We start from the raw sequence: 16,079 nt of genomic DNA on the forward strand, positions 1-16,079 counted from the left end.
GGGGCCTGAGCTATATCCCCTCCGTGTCGTTCCGGATCAATGTCGCGTTCCTGAAAAATGTCTAAGGTACGCCCGACCGCCGAATCGTCCTGGGGGGAAAATATGGTCAGGGTGTCCCGATATTCGCGCCGGCTCGCGGCGCTGGCTGCGGCCACGTTCCTCGGCGCGGCAACGCCCGCCCTGGCCCAGTTCGCCCCGGACCCGTCTGCGGATCCCGCGCTGGTGGCGCGGGGCGAGTATGTCGCCAAGGCGGCCGACTGCATGCCCTGCCACACGGGCGACAAGTCCAAGCCCTTCGCCGGCGGCCTTGCGCTGAACACGCCTTTCGGCGCCATCTACTCGCCCAACATCACCTCCGACCGCACCACCGGCATCGGCCTGTGGACCTACGACCAGTTCGTGAACGCGGTGCGCAACGGCATCCGTAAGGACGGCGCCTATCTCTACCCGGCCATGCCGTTCGATGCGTACACGCAGATCACCGACGACGACATGAAGGCCCTGTGGGCCTATGCGCGCGCCATTCCCCCGATCCCCAATACGCCGCCGGACAACCAGCTGGAATTCCCGTTCAACATCCGGCTCGGGATGCTGGCGTGGCGCGAATTGTTCTTCGATCAGGGCCGCTTCCATCCGACGGCCGGCAAGAGCGACGAATGGAACCGCGGCGCCTATCTCGTCAATGCCCTCGGCCATTGCGGTGACTGCCATACCCCGCGCAACCTGATGGGCGCGACCAAGGCCAAGGCCGCCTTCCTCGGCGCCAACATCGACGGCTTCTGGGCGCCGGACATCGATACCGCGTCCCTCAAGAAGACCTGGACGCCGGAGACCCTCGCCACCTTCTTCGCCACCGGCTCCGCGCCGGGCAAGACCTCGGTGTTCGGCCCCATGGCCGAGGTGATCCATGATTCCGTGAGCAAGCTCACGGCGCAGGACCGGGCCGCGCTCGTCACCTATCTGTTCGATGCACCGGCTCCGGCGGACAAGCCGTCGGTCCAGAAGGCCTCGCCGCTGTCGCCCGATGTCTATGCGCGGGCGTCCAAGCTCTACATCGACAATTGCGCCGTCTGCCACATGGACAAGGGCGTGGGCCGCGGCGACAGCGTGCCGGCCCTCAGCGGCAACCCGGCCGTGATCGCGGCCGAGCCTTACAACATCCTCATGGCCGTGCTCGGCGGCCTGCCGGCCGGCGGCACCTACGGTGCGATGCCGTCCTTCGCCGGGCGGCTGAATGACCAGCAGGTGGCGGATCTCGCCAATTATGTGCGCACCTCGTGGGGCAATGCGGCCGCGCCGAACGTGAACGCCTCGATGGTCGCCGCATGGCGCGCCGCCGCCAACGCGCCGGACTACGGCACCCAGGCAGCGTCGGCCTTCACCTGCCCGGACGTGGGCGGCGCCCCCGGCTCGGATGGCCCGGATGCGAAGGCGGTCGCGGCGCTCTCCGCAATGATGGCCGGCGGCCAGCGTTCCATTTCCATGATGGTTGACACCTACAAGGCCGCCTCCGGCTCGTCCGGCTCGGGCGCGATCGTGGACGCCCTCACCGCCGCCTACTGCCCGGTGGTGGCCAAGAGCAACGCGCCCGACTGGCAGAAGACGGCCGAGCTGCGCCGCTTCACCCTCCAGACGGCCATGGAAGTGTCGCGCCGCACCGTCACCGGCCCCGTGGACAGCCAGTCCATCGCCTGGGCGCTGCCGGTTGGTCCCGGCCTCGTGCTGAAGGAGCCGGCGAGCCTCGCCGACAAGCTCGCCTGCCCGGCCGATGACGGCAAGGCCGTGCCGGCCGACCTCTCGGCGGGAGCGGCCAAGCTGCTCACCGGCGTGAAGCCGCCCATGCAGGGCGCGGCCATCGCCTCGGCGGCGACCACGCTCTACCAGCAGAACCCGAAGGCGCGGCCGTCCGACGTCGCCAACGCCCTCATCGCCTCCTATTGCCGGATCGTGGCGCAGGTGAAGAGCTCGGTGGCGGAGCAGAACGCGCTCCTCAACCAGTTCGCTGGCCAGGCCGTGCAGACGCTGCAGCTTCTGCCGCCGCGCAAGACGGTGGTGGATGCGGCCCCGGCTGCGTCGGCCCCCGCTGCCGCTCCTGCGGTTCCTGCTGCTCCGGCGACCAAGAAGTGAGGTAAGGCCCCGGCACGTCCGGGGCCTTCACACCTCCGCCGGCCGGAGCCGTCCGAATAGCGGACGGTCAGAGCGGGAGGCAGGGCTTTCAGGGTCCGTTAACCCTGTTTCATGTGAAACGGCCGCTCCGGAAACCGGGGCGGCCGTTCGTTTTTGCGCGGAAAGAATCAGGTCGCCGCCGCACGGCGCCCGGCCTCAGTCGTGGCTCTGGAGGCCGTCGTGGACCTCGAACACCACATTGCCCTGACGCCAGGCGAACGGGGCGCTGGGATCCTGCACCTTGATCTCGCTCTGCGGGATGAGCTTGTCGCAAAGCATTACCAGAATGTCCTCGAGCGGGGCGCTGGTGTCATTCTCTTCGGTCATGCGATCGATGGAGATTTCGCCGCCTTCCACGCCATCATCCTCAATGTGGACGATGAAGATTTCTTCGTGGCCGTGAATGCCGTGGGCGGTGACGCGGAATGTCTCTCCCTGATACTCAAATTCCCGAACCATTGTTCATTCTCACTGTTGTCATTGAAAAATACGCTGGGACGCAACGGTACTAGCGGGGCAAACCCCAAAAAGCGGCGAAATCTAGAATCGTGACTATGGATTGGTCAAGGGCTGATCGGCCGAGGTCAGATTGCTTAAGAAATAATCAGATTAGCGCTGCCCGTTATCGCGCCGCCGTCTCGCGGGCACGCGCCACCAGTTGCTCCGCCGTGGGCAGGATGCCGGCGACGATGCGGTCCACGCCTTCCGGCGTGGGATGGAGCCCGTCCGGCAGGTTCAGCGTGCGATCGCCGGCGATGCCTTCCAGGAAGAAGGGATAGAGCAGCACACCCTCGGCGGCGGCGATGTCCGGGAAAATCTGATCGAACGCCTCCCGGTAGGGCCGGCCCATGTTGGGCGCGGCCTTCATGCCCGCCAGCAGCACCGTGATGCCGCGCTTGCGCAACCGCTGGACGATCTCGGTGAGCGCCTTGCGCGTCACGGCCGGGTCGAGCCCGCGCAGCATGTCGTTGGCGCCCAGTTCCACGATCACGGCGTCCGTGCCCTGCGGCACCGACCAGTCGAGGCGCGCGAGGCCCTGGCTCGCCGTCTCGCCGGAGACGCCGGCATTCTCCACTTTCACGTCCAGCCCCTTCGCCCGGAGCGCGGCTTCAAGCCGGGCCGGGAAGGCGGCGGTGCGCGGAATGCCGTAACCGGCCGTCAGGCTGTCGCCGAGGGCGACGATGCGCAGCGGCGCCGCCTGCGCCCCTGACGCGAACGTGAAGAGGAGGAAAGCGGCGATCAGCCCCGCCAGCGCCTTAAATGCCGGTTCCCATGGAGCAACCGGCAGGTACCGCCTTCTTCCCTGCCCCACCCGACGCAGCACCGGACGCACGGCAAATCCTGGCATGGACGATCTTTCCTCTCCGCTTCGCACCATCGCGCTGAAGCATGTGGACCTTTCCCTCGGTTCGGGGGCGGCCCGGGTTCATGTCCTGAAGGACATCTCTGTCGAGATCGGGGCAGGCGAGGCCGTGGGCCTCGTCGGACCGTCGGGGTCCGGCAAATCGACGCTGCTCATGGTGATGGCCGGCCTGGAGCGGGTGGATTCGGGACAGGTGAGCGTCGCCGGCACGGATATCACACGCCTCGGCGAGGATCCGCTGGCGCGCTTCCGTGGCCGGCATGTGGGCATCGTCTTCCAGTCCTTCCACCTCATCCCCACCATGACCGCGCTGGAGAACGTGGCGGTGCCGCTGGAACTCGCCGGCCGCGCCGATGCCTTCGAGCGGGCCCGGCAGGAACTTGCCAATGTGGGCCTCGCCGAGCGCGCGCAGCATTATCCGGGCCAGCTCTCCGGCGGCGAGCAGCAGCGCGTGGCCTTGGCCCGCGCCCTCGCCCCGGAACCGCCCATCCTCGTCGCCGACGAGCCCACCGGCAATCTGGACGAGGCCATCGGCCGGCAGGTCATGGACCTCATCTTCTCCGTCCATCGCGCGCGGGGCACGACGCTGGTGCTCGTCACCCATGATGCGGCGCTGGCCCGCCGCTGCAGCCGGGTGGTGCGCCTGCGTTCCGGGGTGATCGAGGAGGACAGCAAGTCCGGTCTCGAGGTCGCCGCCCGATGAGCCTCGCCTCTTCGCGCCTTCCCGTGCCGCTGCGTCTCGCCCTGCGTGAACTGCGCGGGGCGCGGCGCGGCTTCGGCATCTTCCTCGGCTGCCTCGTGCTGGGCGTCACCGCGATCGCCGGCATCGGCTCCTTCGCAGGCGCCCTCACCCAGGGGCTGGAGCGCGAGGGCCGCGCCATCCTCGGCGGCGATGCCGGCTTCAGCGTCGTCCAGCGGGAAATGACGGCCGACGAACGCGCCAGCCTCGACCGCCATGGCACCCTCGGCCGCGTCGCCCTGCTCCGGGCCATGGCCCGGACCGAGGCGGGCGATGCCTCCCTCGCCGAACTCAAGGCGGTGGATGGCACCTATCCCCTCGTCGGAACGGTGGGGCTCGATCCCCCCATGCCCGTCGCGGATGCCTTGAAGGAAAAGGCCGGCGTGTTCGGTGCTGTCGCCGATCCGGTGCTGCTCGGCCGCCTCGGTGTGAAGACCGGAGATCGCATCCGGGTGGGCGAGGCCACCTTTGAGGTCCGCGCCGCGCTCACCAGCGAGCCGGACAAGCTCTCCTCCGGGGTCGGCCTCGGTGCCCGCCTCCTCGTCTCGCAAGCGGCGTTGCCCGCCACGGGACTCATCCAGCCCGGCAGCCTCGTGCGCTGGAGTTATCGCCTGCTGCTGGACGACCCCTCGCCGCAGAATCTCAAGGCGGTGATGGAAGAGGTGCGCGAGCCCATGGGCCGCGCCGGCTTCGAGGTGCGCACCCGAGACGGCGCGACGCCCCAGCTGGCGCGTAATGTGGGGCGCATCAGCCAGTTCCTCACCCTTGTGGCGCTCACCGCGCTGCTGGTGGGCGGGGTCGGTGTCGCCAACGCAGTTTCGAGCCACCTTGCCGGCAAGCTGGAGGTCATCGCCACGCTGAAGGCGGTGGGCGCGACCCGCCGCGACGTGTTCCTCACCTATGGGGCGGAGATCGGCCTTATCGCCGCTTTCGGCATCGTGATCGGCCTGATGCTGGGCGCGGCGCTGCCCTTCGTCGCCACCGCCGCCATCGGCGCGCTGGTCCCGTTCCCGCTGGAGCCGCAGATCGACTGGCCGGCGCTGGGGCGGGCGGCGCTCTACGGGCTGCTGGTGGCCGCCGTGTTCTCGGTGATCCCTCTGGCGCGGGCGCAGGAGGCCCGGGTTTCCGCCCTGTTCCGGGATGCTATCGGCGAGACGCGGCGGCGTATCGCGCTGCCCTATCTGCTGCTCATCGGCGGCCTCGGAGCGGCGCTGGTGGCGCTCGCCCTCCTGACTTCGGACGACAAGCGGGCGGCCGCCGTCTTCCTCGCGGCGGCGGCGGGCGTGTTCGTGCTGCTGCGGCTGGTGGCGTCCGGCCTGATGGCCCTCGCCCGGCGGGCGCCCCGGCCGCACGACGCGGCGGCCCGGCTCGCGCTCGGAAACATCCACCGGCCGGGCGCGCTGACGCCCTCGGTGGTGCTCTCGCTGGGGCTGGGCCTGTCCTTGCTGGTGGGCGTTTCGCTGGTGGACGCGAGCCTCAACCGCGAACTGAACGGGCCGGTGCGCGAGAATGCGCCGAGCTTCTTCTTCGTGGATGTGCCCAACAGCGAAGAGCCCGAGTTTCGGGCCTTCCTCGCCGAGCAGGCGCCGGGGGCGGTGGTGAAGTCGGTGCCCATGCTGCGGGGCCGGATCACCCAGGTGAAGGATATTCCCGCCGAGGAGGTGAAGCCGCGCCCCGACGCCGCCTGGGTGCTGCAGAGCGACCGCGGCATTTCCTCCTCCGCCACCGTGCCGGACGGCTCAACCGTGGTCGCCGGAAAATGGTGGACGGGGGAGGAGACCGAGCCCCTCGTCTCCTTCGACAGCGAACTCGCCGCCGGCCTCGGCCTGAAGCTCGGCGACACGGTTACGGTGAGCGTCCTGGGCCGCAGCGTCACCGCCCGCATCTCCAATTTGCGGCAGGTGAAGTGGGAGCGGCTCGGCATCAATTTCGTCATGGTGTTCTCGCCCGCGACCTTCGCCGGCGCGCCTTATACGGTGCTCGCCACCCTCGCCTTTCCCGATGGCGGCGACACGGCACGGGAGATCGCGCTGCTCAAAGCCATGGCCGCCCGCTTCCCCGCCATCACCACGGTGCGGGTGAAGGAGACGCTGGAGGAGGCGCAGAAGATGCTGGACAACCTCTCCCTCGGCATCCGGGCGGCGAGCCTCGTCACCCTCATCACTTCGGTCTTGGTGCTGGCGGGCGCGCTCGCCGCCGGGCGTGAGCGGCGCATCTATGATGCGGTGATCCTCAAGACGCTGGGCGCCACCCGCGGCCGGCTGACCCTGGCCTACGGCCTCGAATATGCCGGGCTCGGCCTTGCCGCTGCGGTGGTTGCCGCTGCGGCGGGCACGGCCGCGGCCTGGGGCGTGGTGACGCAGGTGATGGACATCCCCTTCACCTTCGCGCCCTTGGCGGCCTTCGGCGCGATGGCGGCCGCGCTTGCGGTCACGCTAGTGGTCGGGCTTCTCGGCACGCTGCGCGCCCTCTCGACACCGCCCGCGCAGGTTTTGAGGCACCTTTAGGCAAGTATTTGTGAACGCGATATTCTTCGTCGGCTCCACGAAATCTTTACCGGCGTCGGAAGAGGAGTGCTACCAAATTGGGCCCCGCCGACACCTCGCGAATCGGCGCGGCCCCGGATGCGCGCCGCTTCCGGCACGATCCCGGACAGACCGGCCGGCACCCCGCCGGACCGAACAGGGAGCAAAAGACATGCGCTCTTTCCGTCAGTTCGCCCTCGCCTCGGCGACGGCCGTCGCCCTCGGCACGGTCTTCGCGGGCGGCATCGCTTCCGCCCAGCCGGCGCCCGCCGCTCCCGCCGACGCCGCGCCCTACACGGCTGAGGACGCCGCGGCCGTGCTCGACGCCCGCCTCGCCGCGCTCAAGACCGTGCTGCGCCTCACCCCCGACCAGGAGAAGCTCTGGCCGCCGGTGGAAGCCTCCATCCGCGACGCGGTGAAGGGCGCCATCGAGCGCCGCGAGAAGCGCCTCGCCGCCCCGCCGCCGGCCACCGTGCTGGACGTGCTCGGCAACGTGGCCGCCGCCGAGCAGGCCCGCGGCAAGGCGCTCGCCAACTTCGTGGAGGCGGCGAAGCCGTTCGTCGCCGCGCTCACCCCGGCCCAGCGCAATCGCATCCCCACCTTCCTCGGGGTGCATGACAACGGCCAGCAGCCCAACACCTCCGAGCTGTGGATCTTCGAGGAGGAGGAGTGATGCGCGCTCTGACCCTGCTCGCCCTCGCGGCTCCGGCACTGGGCGCGCTCGCCACGCCGGCCGCCGCCTTCCCGCTGCCGCAGGCGCCCCAGGTGGCGACGGTCCAGACCGTGGCCGGCGGCTGCGGCATCGGCTTCCATCGCGGTCCGTGGGGCGGTTGCCGCCCCAACGGCGCGGTCTATGTGGCGCCGCGGCCGGTGGTCGTCGCGCCCGGCCCCGTGGTGGTGGCGCCCGCGCGTCACTGCTGGTGGCGTGCCGGCCCCTACGGCTCGGTCCGCGTCTGCAACTGAGGCGCCGCTGAAGCGTTTGCAGGGCGGCGGCCTGATCGCCGCCCTGCCTCTTGCGTCAGAAAACGGCGGCGGTCGTGCCGCCTCGCTCTCGGCAACAGGAGAGACATCATGCGCAAACAGATCCTGATCGCCGCTGCCGCCGCCGGCCTCTTCGGGCTCGGCACAGGCGCCGCGGCTGCCTTCCCGGCGCCGCAGCCGCTCGACCGCCTGGCCACCGTCCAGACCGTCGCCGGCGGGTGCGGCATCGGCTGGCACCGTGGCCCCTGGGGCGGCTGCCGCCCGAACTACTGGGGACCGTATTACGGCCCGCGCTACTGCTGGTGGCGTCCCGGCCCGTGGGGTCCCGTGCGCGTCTGCCGGTAACGACGGCCGGACGCTGGACTGACGCAGCTTTGACGCCATCCGCCCCGCCCGGTGCGACCACAGGGCGGCCGCCGAACGCTTGATCGGACGGCGCCGCCGTGCCAGCACGGAAAAAACGGCAGGGGAGCGCCATCATGACCAGAGGCGAGGCGGATCTCGTCATCGGCGAGGGGCGGGCGCTCAGCGCCCATCCGCTCAGGGCCGCCGTCCTGAGAGAGCTTCACGCGCGGCCGTTCGTGCCGGTCTCGGCGCCGCGCCGCATGCTCCACGCCGCCTTCCTGCTGGATGCCGCGGGCGCGCAGGCCGACCGCGCCGCGCTCGCGGCCCTCTGCAACGCCCGGGGGCTGCCCGCTCCCGCGCCGGGGGCGAAGTATCACCACGTCTCGTTCGGCGGCGCCGAGCTGCGCTGGGAGAGCCACGCCGAGTTCTGCACCTACACCTGGGACCTGCCCTCGCTTGACCTTGCGGAGGGGGGGCTGCCCTTCCAGCCGCCGGCCGCGACGCTGGCGAGCCCCTTCGGCGAGGTGCCGCAGCCCGGTCCTCTCCTGGTCGCCATCGATCTCCATTTGTTGCGCGACACCGCCGAGGATTTTTTCCTCGAAAAGGTGTTCGACCGCTCCAGCCTCGCCCGTGCCGACGTGAACGACGGCTTCGCCGAGATCGCCACCGACTTCATGGCCGATCCCTCCGGCTTCGTGCGCATCCTGGTGCGCGATCGCGGCCTCGGGGCGGATGCGTGCGGCGCGCTGGTGCAGCGGGTGCTGGAGATCGAGACCTACCGGACCCTGGCCCTCCTCGGCCTGCCGGAGGCCCAGCGCCTCGCCCCCGAGGTGGCGCGCATCGAGCAGCGCCTCGCCGGCTCGGCCACCGAGATGATGTCGGCCAAGGGCCTTTCCGACAACAACCGCCTGCTGGACGAACTGGTGGCGCTCGCGGCCGAGCTGGAGGCGGGGGCCACCGCCTCGCTGTTCCGGTTCGGCGCCAGCCGCGCCTATATGGAGATCGTGCGGCTGCGTCTCGCCACCATCCGCGAAATGTCGGTGCCGGGCTTTCCGACCTGGCAGCAGTTCCTCGATCGCCGCATGGCGCCGGCCATGCGCACCTGTTTCACGCTGGAAGAGCGGCAGGAAAAGATCGCCCAGAAGCTCGCCAATGCGGCCGATCTGCTGCGCACTCGCGTGGACGTGGAGCTGGAGCAGCAGAACCGCGACCTGCTCACCTCCATGAACGACCGCACCCGCCTGCAGCTGCGCCTGCAGCGGACGGTGGAAGGCCTGTCCGTCGCGGCGATTTCCTATTATGTCGTCAGCCTCGTGCATCACCTCGCGGACGGCATCCACGAGAGCGGTGTCGACGTGAAGACACTCGGCATCCATCTCGACGTGGGGCTGGTGACCGCCGCCGCCGTGCCGCTGGCGCTGCTTGGCGTGTGGTCCGTGGTGCGGCGCATCCGCAACGCCCACGGCGACGGGGAGTGAGCGGCGGGGATCGTAACGGGGTTAGGGGAGCGCCGATGGACCACGAGGTCGAATACAACAACCGCGCCCGCGTGCCGGACCATCCCGCCATCTTTGAGCGCTGGGCCCACAGCTCGGCGGCCATGCGCGGCGCAGCGGCGGCGGCCGACCTCGGCGTTCCCTACGGCTCCGGCCCGCGGCAGATCCTCGACATCATCTGGCCGGGCACCGACCGGCAGGCGCCGGTGGTGCTGTTCATCCACGGCGGCTACTTCCAGTCGCTGCACCCGCGCGATTTCACCTTCGCCGCGGCCGGCTGTCTCGCCCATGGCGTCGCCATGGCGTTCGCCGGCTACGACCTCGCGCCGCTGGTGCCGGTGGGTACCATCCTTGCCCAGGCGCGCGCGGCGGCCATCACGCTCTACCGCCTCGTCGGCCGGCCGCTGGTGGTGTGCGGCCATTCCGCCGGCGGCCACCTCGCGGCGGCGCTCACCGCCACCTCCTGGCGGGAGATCGACGTGGACACGCCGGACAACCTGATCCCTTCGGGGCTCGGCATCTCCGGCGTCTATGAGCTTGAGCCGCTCGTCCCCACGTCCATGAACAAGGCATTGCGCCTCGACGAGGGGGAAGCGCAGCGCCTGTCTCCCGCCTTCTGGCCGGTGCCGGCGGGACGCAGCTTCGATGCCTTCGTCGGCGGCGCGGAGAGCGCGGAATTCCTGCGGCAGGCCCATGACCTTGCCGCCAACTGGCGCGCCAAGGGCATTGCCGCACAGGCATTCGACGTGCCGGGCGCGAACCATTTCACCGTGGTGGACGCCCTCGCCGATCCTTCCTCGCACATGGTGCGCCGGCTTGTGGAGATGGCCCGCGCCATCTCCCAGTGACCGGCGGATGACACGACAGAACGGACCTTTCATGCAGCCCATCCAGATTGCCGTCGTGCCGGTGACGCCGTTCGAGCAGAACTGCTCCATCCTGTGGTGCACCAAGACCATGAAGGGCGCGGTGATCGACCCGGGCGGCGACCTCGACCGCGTCCGCGCCGCCATTGCAGAGACCGGCGCGACCATCGAGAAGATCCTGCTCACCCACGGGCATGTGGACCACGCCGCCGGCGCCGCCGAACTGGCCGAGAGCCTCGGCGTGAAGGTGGAAGGCCCGGGCGCTGAGGACCAGTTCATCATCGACGACATCCCCCGCATGGCCCAGAAGTACGGCATCGAGGGTGCCCGCTCGGTCACGCCCGACCTTTATCTGAACGAGGGCGACACGGTGAGCGTGGGGGATGTCTCGCTCGACGTGCTCCACGTGCCGGGTCATACGCCGGGGCACGTGGTGTTCGTGCATCGGCCGGTGGGCCTCGCCATCGTCGGCGATACCCTGTTCCGCGGCTCGGTCGGGCGGACGGACTTCCCCTATGGCGACCCTGACCTCCTCATCAAGGGCATCAAGGAAAAGCTGCTGCCGCTCGGCGACACCATGGTCTGCCTGCCCGGTCATGGTCCTGTCACGAGCATCGGAGACGAGAAGGCGCACAATCCCTTCCTGCGCTGATCCCCAGGAGTCCGCCCGTGACCGCCCAGCGCCGCTACGCCGTCTACCTCGCCCCGCCCGCCGATAGCGTCCTCTGGCGATTCGGCTCGGCGGTGCTCGGCTATGACGCGGAGACGGGGGCGGCGCCGACCGCTCCCGACATCGCCGGCTTCGACGCCATTGCCTGGCAGCGGGCGACGGCCGAACCCCGCCGCTACGGCTTTCACGGCACGCTGAAGGCGCCTTTCCGCCTTGCCGACGGCGCGGGCGAGGACGATCTGGCTCACCTCATGGCCCGCTGTGCCGCCGGCCATCATGCCTTCGAGATGCCGCCGCTGGAGGTACGGGCCATAGGGCCGTTCGTGGCGCTGGTGCCGGCCGTCGCGGCACCCAAGCTCGAAGATCTGGCCCGCTCGGCCGTGCTGGAGCTGGACGCCCTGCGCGCGCCCCTCTCGGCCTCCGAGATCGCACGGCGCAGGCCCGAGCGGCTCTCGGCGCGGCAGCTCGGCTATCTGGAGGCCTATGGCTACCCTTATGTCCTCGACGAATTCCGCTTCCACATGACGCTGACCGGTCCGCTGCCGGAGCCGGAGCGGGTTCAGGCGCTGAACGCGCTCACCGCCGCTTACGCCGCCAGCGGCGCGGACGTCCCGGCAACCATCACCGACATGGCGCTCTATGTGCAGGAGCCGGGGGCGCCCCAGTTCCGTCTGGCGCAGCGGTTTGCGCTGGGAGCCGCCCAGTGAAACAGCTTGGCGAGGCGGCGCTCATCGATCCCACGGCGCAGGTCCGCGCCTCCACTCTCGGCCGCTACACGGAGGTCGGTCCGCGCACCAAGCTGCTCGAAGTGGAGATGGGCGACTATTCCTACGTGGTGAACGATTCCGACATCGCCTATGCGCATATCGGCAAGTTCTGCTCCATCGCCGCCATGACCCGGCTCAATCCGGGGAATCACCCTACATGGCGGGCCTCCCAATCCCATTTCCTCTATCGCGCCTCGGCCTATTTCCCCGGCGAGGAAGACGAGGCGGACTTCTTCCAGTGGCGGCGGGACCAAAGGCTCACCATGGGCCATGACGTGTGGATCGGCCACGGCGCGGTGGTGCTGGCCGGCCGCAGCATCGGCACCGGGGCCGTGGTGGCGGCGGGGGCCGTGGTGTCGAAGGACGTGCCGGCCTATGCCATCGTCGCCGGCGTACCCGCGCGCCTCGTGAAGTGGCGCTTCCCCGAGGACATCGCCGCCCGCCTCCAGGCGCTTGGCTGGTGGGACTGGACCCACGCGCAGCTGCGCGCCGCTTTGCCGGATTTCCGCAGCCTGCCCATCGAGGCGTTCCTGGAGAAATACGAGGGCTGAAGCTGCTCTCCGGTGAACGGGATATCGTCGCCGCGCGGCCGCTCCCCTTCGGCGCGGAACGGTGCTAATCATCGGCGATGATGCGTTCTCCGGTGAACAAGTCTCCCGCCGACGGCGATCCCGAAGGTTCTGGCGAGATGTCCGTCCCCCATGTCCATCCCGCGTCCGTGGTTTCGGCGCTCGCCACCCTCGATGCGGAACGGGCCGGGCTTGAAGCCCTTGCCAAGGCCATGGCCGGGCCGCTCGGTGCCGCCTTCGACGTGGCGGTGGCGACCATCCAGAATTCCCACGGCCGGGTCATCATCACCGGCATGGGCAAGAGCGGGCACGTGGCGCGCAAGATCGCCGCGACGCTCGCCTCCACCGGCACGCCGGCCCACTATGTCCATCCCGCCGAGGCGAGCCACGGCGACCTCGGGATGATCACCACCGACGACGTGATCGTCGCTCTGTCGTGGTCCGGCGAGACGGTGGAACTGCGCGACCTCGTGGAGTATTCGCGCCGCTTCGACGTGCCGCTCATCGCGTTCACCTCCAATGCCACCAGCGCGCTTGCCTCATCGGCGAGCGTGGTGCTGACTCTGCCGGTGGCGCAGGAGGCCTGCCCGCATGGGCTCGCTCCCACCACCTCCACCCTCATGCAGCTGGCGCTGGGCGACGCGCTGGCGGTGGCGCTGCTGCAGAGCCGCGGCTTCACCGCGCTCGACTTCCGCCAGCTCCATCCCGGCGGCAAGCTCGGCGCGAGCCTGAAGTTCGTGCGCGACGTGATGCGTGCTGGCGAGGCGGTGCCGCTGGTCAAGAGCGGCACGCAGATGGGCGCGGCATTGGTGGAGATGAGCGCCAAGGGCCTCGGCTGCGTCGGCGTGGTGGCCCCGGACGGGGCGCTCGCCGGCATCGTCACCGACGGTGACCTGCGCCGCCACATGGCCAACGATCTCGCCGCCCGCACTGTGGACGAGATCATGACCCCCGGCCCCAAGACCGTGCGGCCGGACCAGCTCGCCTCCGAGGCGCTGAACATTCTGAACGCGCGCAAGATCACCGCGCTGCTGGTGGTGGAGGACAGGGCGCCCGTGGGCGTGCTGCACATCCACGACCTGCTGCTCACCGGCATCGCCTGAGGAGCGGGCGCGGCGTGTCCGCGCGTCGCTGAGCGAAGCGAGATCCCGCGTCGCCTCAGGCCACCGGGATGGAACGCTCCGGCCGGGTCGCGATCAGGTTGCGCAAGGTGAGCAGGGTGGAGGCATCCGCCACCCCGTCCACCTGCGAGGGGCGGAAATGGCGCTGGAACGCGGCCACCACCTCGGCCGTGGCGGCGTCATAGGCGTCGTCGAGGGCGATGCCGTAGCCGTACCAGGCCAGCATGGCCTTCAGCGCCGCCACCGGCTCCCCGTGGTCGCCGGGCATGAAGAACCGCCCTCCGGTGATGTGCGCTTCCGGCACCAGATGGCCGACCCCCGCCTCATGCAGCGCCGCCCACGGAAACCGTTCGCCGGGATCGCGCTTGCGCGCCGGGGCGATGTCGGAATGGGCGAGCACTCGGTCGGCGCGGATGCCATGGCGGGCGATGATGTCCTGCGACAAAGCGATCACCCGCGCGATCTGCGCATCGGGAAAAGGCGGCAGGCCGAAATCGTGGCCGCCGTTGACGATCTCGATGCCGACGGAGCGGGAATTGGTGTCGGTGATGCCTTCCCACGAGGACAGCCCCGCGTGCCACGCCCGCGCGCCTTCCGCCACCATCTGCACGATGCTGCCGTCCTCGCGGACCACGTAATGGCAGGAGACCTCGGCCGCCGGCGTGCGCAGCAGCTCGATGGCGGCGTCGGCGCTTTCCATGCCGGTGTAGTGCAGCACCAGCATGTCCACGGCGGCCTTGCGCAGGCCGAAATTGGGGGAGGGGACGAGGGTGTCGACCAGCCCCGAATCGGGGGCGGACAGGGCGGGCGCGTCCATCACAGCCCCCTCTGCCGGGCGATGGCGGAATAGGCGGCGTTCAGTGCCGCCACCCGATCATTGGCGAGCTTGATGGCGGCGGGCGGCAGGCCGCGGCCGGCAAGCCGGTCGGGATGGTGGGTCGAGACTAGCGCGCGCCAGTGGGCCTTCACCTCGTCGTCGCTGGCGCCGGGGTCGAGATCGAGCACGGCATAGGGATCGCCCGGCCGGCGCACATGGCGGGCCTCGATGCGCTCATAGGCCAGTCCCTCGAAGCCGAGGATGCGGCCGACCTCGGCGAGGAAGACGAGTTCCTTCTCGTGCAGGGCATGGTCCGCCTTGGCCACGTGGAACAGCGCGTCCATGAGGTCTTCCCGCGTGTCCGGCGCATCGGCGAACATGTCCGCGACCTGGCGGGCGTAGGCCTCGAAGCCGGCGGTGTCCTGCTTGGCGAGATTGTAGAGGCGCGCCACCGCATCGAGGTCCTCGGGCGGGATGTCGAACACCTCTCGGAAGGCCTCCACCTCCGCCGGCACCACCACCCCGTCTGCCTTGGCCATCTTGGCGGACAAGGCGATGAGGGCGATGGAGAAGGCGGCCGGCTTGGGCGCGGGGGCGAGCAGAACGCGGTCGATCACATGGCCGGCCAAGGCCCCGAGCAGGGCGCCGAGCGGCCCCCCCAGCGCAAAACCCACACCTGCCCCGCCGATGAGACCGTAAGCCACCTGATCCTCCGCATCCGCTCCGGCGGAGCTAGAGCAGGGATGCGGCGCCGGCAAGGCGGAAGAGGGAATCCAGAGCGGCAGGGTCCTTCAAACGCCGTGCCTCAGCTTCCGTTGCCCGGGAAGGTCCGCGCGAAGATCTTGCCCTCGGTATCCTCGGCGCGCACCGAGACGGGATCGGCGGAGGGGGTGAAGCTGAAGCGGAAGGTGGGGTCCTCGCTGATGGAAATGCCGCCCTCCATGGCGAAGATGAGCTTTGAGCCCTGCTTCACCTGAACCTCGCGCACGAACCAGGCCGGCGTGTAGCCGCGCGTCGTCTCGTCCATCTGCAGGCCGGAGAAATTGGGATGGCGGATCTGGACCTGCGCCTCCGGTCGGCCGGCATCGGCGAAGGAGCGGAAGCGGATTTCCCCGAGCTTGGCGATGCTCTCCGCCGTGTCCTTGGTGGCCGGAGCGGAGCAGCCGCCCGCCGCCTTCACATAGGCCTTCGTCATGATGAGGGCGCCGTCGCTGGTCTCGGCCACCGCGCGCACCCAGCTATAGGAATTCACCCGCACCCGCACGGAGAGGGAGAAGGTGCGGATGCCGTCGCCGAAGGCGAAACGGCCGGCCACCGGTGACGGGTTCTCATCGATGATGAGCGTCACCGCCTTCAGCGTGCGCGGATCGTCCTTGGGTAGTTCGAGGGCGAGGGTGAGCGGCACGAGGGCGGCATCCTCGGCGCGGCCCGGCGCGTCGATCCGCACGGCATTTCCCGCGTCGCCGATCTTGGCCGTGGGGAAGATGTCGCCGCGGATGGACGACCAGGTGGTCTCCGGCCGGTCGGGATCGGCCTGCGCGGACTGAGCGGCGGCGGGGCTGGCCAGCATGCCGGCGAGCGGCGTCGCCGCGAGCAGGGCTGCGAGCACCGCGCCCGCGGTGCTGGCGGAAGAGCGCAGGACTGAGCGCTTCAT

At 69.9% G+C, this 16,079-nt stretch carries 17 protein-coding genes; 12 read left to right on the plus strand and 5 right to left on the minus strand.

Going from position 1 to position 16,079, the window contains the following annotated elements; translation table 11 throughout:
- The first annotated feature begins 102 nt into the window (after positions 1-102).
- The gene (locus ACT535_RS08835; RefSeq protein ID WP_476364094.1) at positions 103-2,127 is read left to right on the plus strand and encodes a c-type cytochrome; all 2,025 of its coding nucleotides are present in this window, start codon (positions 103-105) and stop codon (positions 2,125-2,127) included.
- 195 nt (positions 2,128-2,322) lie between these two features.
- Here ACT535_RS08835 and ACT535_RS08840 read toward each other — a convergent pair whose 3' ends face one another.
- Positions 2,323-2,625: a hypothetical protein gene (locus ACT535_RS08840; RefSeq protein ID WP_168458631.1), complete on the minus strand. Its 303-nt coding sequence runs from the start codon at positions 2,623-2,625 to the stop codon at positions 2,323-2,325.
- A 163-nt stretch (positions 2,626-2,788) separates the two neighbouring features.
- Positions 2,789-3,514 (minus strand): arylesterase, encoded by a 726-nt coding sequence (locus ACT535_RS08845; protein ID WP_476364095.1) that lies wholly within the window; start codon positions 3,512-3,514, stop codon positions 2,789-2,791.
- Here ACT535_RS08845 and ACT535_RS08850 point away from each other — a divergent pair.
- The 11 genes from ACT535_RS08850 to ACT535_RS08900 all read left to right on the plus strand — a co-directional run bounded on the left by ACT535_RS08850 (position 3,513) and on the right by ACT535_RS08900 (position 13,590).
- Positions 3,513-4,232, plus strand: a complete 720-nt coding sequence (locus tag ACT535_RS08850) for an ABC transporter ATP-binding protein (protein WP_476364096.1) — start codon at positions 3,513-3,515, stop codon at positions 4,230-4,232. The genes ACT535_RS08845 and ACT535_RS08850 overlap by 2 nt on opposite strands.
- The gene (locus ACT535_RS08855) at positions 4,229-6,775 is read left to right on the plus strand and encodes an ABC transporter permease (protein WP_476364097.1); all 2,547 of its coding nucleotides are present in this window, start codon (positions 4,229-4,231) and stop codon (positions 6,773-6,775) included. The genes ACT535_RS08850 and ACT535_RS08855 overlap by 4 nt, the downstream gene beginning before the upstream one ends.
- Before the next feature lie 190 nt (positions 6,776-6,965).
- Entirely contained in the window at positions 6,966-7,466 is a 501-nt protein-coding gene (locus tag ACT535_RS08860) for a Spy/CpxP family protein refolding chaperone (protein WP_168458627.1), read from the plus strand.
- The gene (locus ACT535_RS08865; RefSeq protein ID WP_168458626.1) at positions 7,466-7,756 is read left to right on the plus strand and encodes a GCG_CRPN prefix-to-repeats domain-containing protein; all 291 of its coding nucleotides are present in this window, start codon (positions 7,466-7,468) and stop codon (positions 7,754-7,756) included. The genes ACT535_RS08860 and ACT535_RS08865 overlap by 1 nt, the downstream gene beginning before the upstream one ends.
- A 108-nt stretch (positions 7,757-7,864) precedes the next feature.
- Positions 7,865-8,119, plus strand: coding sequence for a GCG_CRPN prefix-to-repeats domain-containing protein (locus ACT535_RS08870; RefSeq protein ID WP_168458625.1), 255 nt, complete (start codon positions 7,865-7,867; stop codon positions 8,117-8,119).
- A 134-nt stretch (positions 8,120-8,253) separates the two neighbouring features.
- Entirely contained in the window at positions 8,254-9,597 is a 1,344-nt protein-coding gene (locus ACT535_RS08875; RefSeq protein ID WP_476364098.1) for a DUF3422 family protein, read from the plus strand.
- A 35-nt stretch (positions 9,598-9,632) separates the two neighbouring features.
- The gene (locus ACT535_RS08880) at positions 9,633-10,463 is read left to right on the plus strand and encodes an alpha/beta hydrolase (protein ID WP_168458623.1); all 831 of its coding nucleotides are present in this window, start codon (positions 9,633-9,635) and stop codon (positions 10,461-10,463) included.
- A gap of 31 nt (positions 10,464-10,494) precedes the next feature.
- Positions 10,495-11,133 (plus strand): MBL fold metallo-hydrolase, encoded by a 639-nt coding sequence (locus ACT535_RS08885; RefSeq protein WP_476364099.1) that lies wholly within the window; start codon positions 10,495-10,497, stop codon positions 11,131-11,133.
- A gap of 17 nt (positions 11,134-11,150) precedes the next feature.
- Positions 11,151-11,858, plus strand: a complete 708-nt coding sequence (locus ACT535_RS08890) for a DUF1045 domain-containing protein (protein WP_476364100.1) — start codon at positions 11,151-11,153, stop codon at positions 11,856-11,858.
- Entirely contained in the window at positions 11,855-12,469 is a 615-nt protein-coding gene (locus ACT535_RS08895) for an LbetaH domain-containing protein (RefSeq protein WP_476364101.1), read from the plus strand. Before ACT535_RS08890 ends, ACT535_RS08895 begins: the two co-directional genes overlap by 4 nt.
- Positions 12,470-12,606: 137 nt before the next feature.
- Positions 12,607-13,590: a KpsF/GutQ family sugar-phosphate isomerase gene (locus ACT535_RS08900; protein WP_476364700.1), complete on the plus strand. Its 984-nt coding sequence runs from the start codon at positions 12,607-12,609 to the stop codon at positions 13,588-13,590.
- Between the two features lie 55 nt (positions 13,591-13,645).
- On the opposite strand, the gene ACT535_RS08905 is transcribed toward ACT535_RS08900, so the two are convergent.
- The 3 genes from ACT535_RS08905 to ACT535_RS08915 form a co-directional block, all read right to left on the minus strand.
- The gene (locus tag ACT535_RS08905) at positions 13,646-14,425 is read right to left on the minus strand and encodes an N-acetylmuramoyl-L-alanine amidase (RefSeq protein WP_476364102.1); all 780 of its coding nucleotides are present in this window, start codon (positions 14,423-14,425) and stop codon (positions 13,646-13,648) included.
- Entirely contained in the window at positions 14,425-15,129 is a 705-nt protein-coding gene (locus tag ACT535_RS08910; RefSeq protein WP_476364103.1) for a TerB family tellurite resistance protein, read from the minus strand. The genes ACT535_RS08905 and ACT535_RS08910 overlap by 1 nt, the downstream gene beginning before the upstream one ends.
- Positions 15,130-15,230: 101 nt before the next feature.
- Positions 15,231-16,079 (minus strand): quinoprotein dehydrogenase-associated SoxYZ-like carrier, encoded by an 849-nt coding sequence (locus ACT535_RS08915; RefSeq protein ID WP_476364104.1) that lies wholly within the window; start codon positions 16,077-16,079, stop codon positions 15,231-15,233.

The sequence above is a fragment of the Xanthobacter sp. DMC12 genome (assembly GCF_056314105.1).

Excerpts from the sequence above, each read along its gene's own strand:
- ACT535_RS08835 (WP_476364094.1), top strand. The coding sequence starts at position 103 with ATGGTCAGGGTGTCCCGATATTCGCGCCGGCTCGCGGCGCTGGCTGCG.
- ACT535_RS08840 (WP_168458631.1), bottom strand. The coding sequence starts at position 2,625 with ATGGTTCGGGAATTTGAGTATCAGGGAGAGACATTCCGCGTCACCGCC.
- ACT535_RS08850 (WP_476364096.1), top strand. The coding sequence starts at position 3,513 with ATGGACGATCTTTCCTCTCCGCTTCGCACCATCGCGCTGAAGCATGTG.
- ACT535_RS08845 (WP_476364095.1), bottom strand. The coding sequence starts at position 3,514 with ATGCCAGGATTTGCCGTGCGTCCGGTGCTGCGTCGGGTGGGGCAGGGA.
- ACT535_RS08855 (WP_476364097.1), top strand. The coding sequence starts at position 4,229 with ATGAGCCTCGCCTCTTCGCGCCTTCCCGTGCCGCTGCGTCTCGCCCTG.
- ACT535_RS08860 (WP_168458627.1), top strand. The coding sequence starts at position 6,966 with ATGCGCTCTTTCCGTCAGTTCGCCCTCGCCTCGGCGACGGCCGTCGCC.
- ACT535_RS08865 (WP_168458626.1), top strand. The coding sequence starts at position 7,466 with ATGCGCGCTCTGACCCTGCTCGCCCTCGCGGCTCCGGCACTGGGCGCG.
- ACT535_RS08870 (WP_168458625.1), top strand. The coding sequence starts at position 7,865 with ATGCGCAAACAGATCCTGATCGCCGCTGCCGCCGCCGGCCTCTTCGGG.
- ACT535_RS08875 (WP_476364098.1), top strand. The coding sequence starts at position 8,254 with ATGACCAGAGGCGAGGCGGATCTCGTCATCGGCGAGGGGCGGGCGCTC.
- ACT535_RS08880 (WP_168458623.1), top strand. The coding sequence starts at position 9,633 with ATGGACCACGAGGTCGAATACAACAACCGCGCCCGCGTGCCGGACCAT.
- ACT535_RS08885 (WP_476364099.1), top strand. The coding sequence starts at position 10,495 with ATGCAGCCCATCCAGATTGCCGTCGTGCCGGTGACGCCGTTCGAGCAG.
- ACT535_RS08900 (WP_476364700.1), top strand. The coding sequence starts at position 12,607 with ATGTCCGTCCCCCATGTCCATCCCGCGTCCGTGGTTTCGGCGCTCGCC.
- ACT535_RS08905 (WP_476364102.1), bottom strand. The coding sequence starts at position 14,425 with ATGGACGCGCCCGCCCTGTCCGCCCCCGATTCGGGGCTGGTCGACACC.
- ACT535_RS08915 (WP_476364104.1), bottom strand. The coding sequence starts at position 16,079 with ATGAAGCGCTCAGTCCTGCGCTCTTCCGCCAGCACCGCGGGCGCGGTG.